This is a genomic window from Streptomyces milbemycinicus (genome assembly GCF_002154605.1).
GTDB classification, from domain to species: domain Bacteria; phylum Actinomycetota; class Actinomycetes; order Streptomycetales; family Streptomycetaceae; genus Streptomyces; species Streptomyces milbemycinicus.
Map to the genome: position 1 here is coordinate 1 of NZ_MUNE01000991.1, position 2,028 is coordinate 2,028.

Annotated in this window: 2 protein-coding genes; both read right to left on the reverse strand. The window is 73.2% G+C overall.

What is annotated here, in order from left to right; genetic code table 11:
* On the reverse strand, positions 1-207 hold a 207-nt coding region (locus tag CCN51_RS50060; RefSeq protein ID WP_245881863.1), incomplete at its 3' end, for a TetR family transcriptional regulator.
* A 100-nt stretch (positions 208-307) separates the two neighbouring features.
* A partial coding sequence (locus CCN51_RS50065) for a 3-hydroxyacyl-CoA dehydrogenase family protein (RefSeq protein ID WP_086861158.1) occupies positions 308-2,028 on the reverse strand: 1,721 nt, incomplete at its 5' end.

A 2,028-nucleotide genomic window follows, 5' to 3' on the forward strand; every position in this document is an offset into this window, starting at 1 on the left:
CGCGATCTCGTCGACCGTCGTCGCCTCATAGCCCTGGGTGGCGAACAACTCCATCGCCGCGGCCGCCAGTTTGCGGCGCATGGTGAGGCGCTGCGCGGAGGCCCGGCGGTTGCCGGTGCTGCCGCTGCCGGTGGAGGAGTTCGAGCGGTTCGTACGCGGCGTACGAGTGGCCTTCAGAGGCTGGGACATGTGGGGAACGTACTGCATTTTCCGGGGGGATGCCCCCTGGACCCCTGGGGCCGCGGGAGGTGGAGCTGGAGGCGGATCCGGGGCGGGCTCCAGCAGCCCGCCCCAGGCCGGCTGCTCCTCAGGCCTTCGCATACTCGCGGAAGCCGCGCCCCGTCTTCCGCCCCAGGCACCCCGCCGCGACCAGGTGCTCCAGCAGCGGCGCGGGTGCGAGGCCCGGCTCCCGGAACTCGCGGTGCAGCACCTTCTCAATGGCCAGGGACACATCCAGGCCCACGACGTCCAACAGCTCGAAGGGCCCCATCGGATAGCCGCCGCCGAGCTTCATCGCGGCGTCGATGGCGTCCGGCGAGGCGTAGTGCTCCTGGACCATCTTCACCGCGTTGTTGAGATACGGGAACAGCAGGGCGTTGACGATGAAGCCGGCCCGGTCGCCGCAGTCCACCGGGTGTTTGCGCACGGCCCGGCAGACCGTGTGCGCGGTGGCCCGCACGTCGTCGGCCGTGAGGACCGTACGCACCACCTCGACCAGTTTCATCGCGGGCGCCGGGTTGAAGAAGTGCAGGCCGATCACGTCCTGCGGGCGCGAGGTCGCGCGGGCGCAGGCGATGACGGGGAGGGAGGAGGTGGTCGTGGCCAGTACCGCGCCTGGTTTGCAGACCTTGTCGAGGGTCGCGAAGAGCTGCTGTTTGACGGCCAGGTCCTCCGCGACCGCCTCGACGGCCAGGTCCACGTCCGCGAAGGCGTCCAGCGAGCCGGCGGGGGCGATCCGGGCCAGTGTCTCGTCGCGGGCCTGCTCGCTCAGCCGGCCCTTGGCCACCGATCGCTCCAGGGACCGGGCGATCCTGGACTTGGCGGCCTCCGCCTTCTCCGGGGTGCGGGCGGCCAGTACGACGTCCTGGCCGGCTTTGGCGAAGACCTCGGCGATCCCGCTCGCCATGGTGCCCGAGCCGGCGACGCCCACCGTACGGACCGGGCGCGCGGTGGCCGCGGCCTGGGTGGCGGGGTCCGGGGTCAGCGCGTCCGGGATGACGGCGCCGCTGCCCGGCGCCTCGTACGTATAGAAGCCGCGGCCCGCCTTGCGGCCGGTGAGCCCGGCCTCGGCGAGCTGGCCCAGGATGGGCGCGGGCGCGTGCAGCCGGTCGCCGGAGGCCGCGTACATGGCTTCCAGGACGGTACGGGCCGTGTCGATGCCGACCAGGTCGAGCAGCGCCAGCGGGCCCATCGGCAGGCCGCAGCCCAGCCGCATCGCGGCGTCGATGTCCTCGCGCGCCGCGTACTTCGCCTCGTACATCGCGGCGGCCTGGTTGAGATAGCCGAACAGCAGCCCGTCGGCGACGAACCCCGGCCGGTCGCCGAGCGCGACCGGCTCCTTGCCGAGGTCGCGGGCGAGTGCGGTGACCGCGGCGACGGCGGCCGGGGAGGTCAGCACGCTGGAGACGATCTCGACGAGCTTCATGGCGGGCGCGGGGTGGAAGAAGTGCAGGCCGAGAACGCGTTCCGGGTGGGCGGAGTCGGCGGCCAGCCGGGTCACGGACAGCGCGTTGGTGCCGGTCGCCAGGATGGCGTCGGGCCGGACGACGGCGTCCAGGGCGGTGAAGACCTCCCGCTTGATGTCATAGCTCTCGGGCACGACCTCGATCACCAGGTCGGCGTCGGCCGCGGCCCGCAGATCGGTGCGGGCGCGGAAGCGGGCCAGCGCGTCCTCGCGCTCCCGCTCGGTCATCCGCTCGCGGCGCACGGCGCGGGCGGTGGCGGTCTCCAGCGCGGCGAAGGCCCGGCGGGCGGCGCTCTCGCTGATGTCGACGCCGATCACCTCGCGGCCCGCGCGGGCCAGCAGTT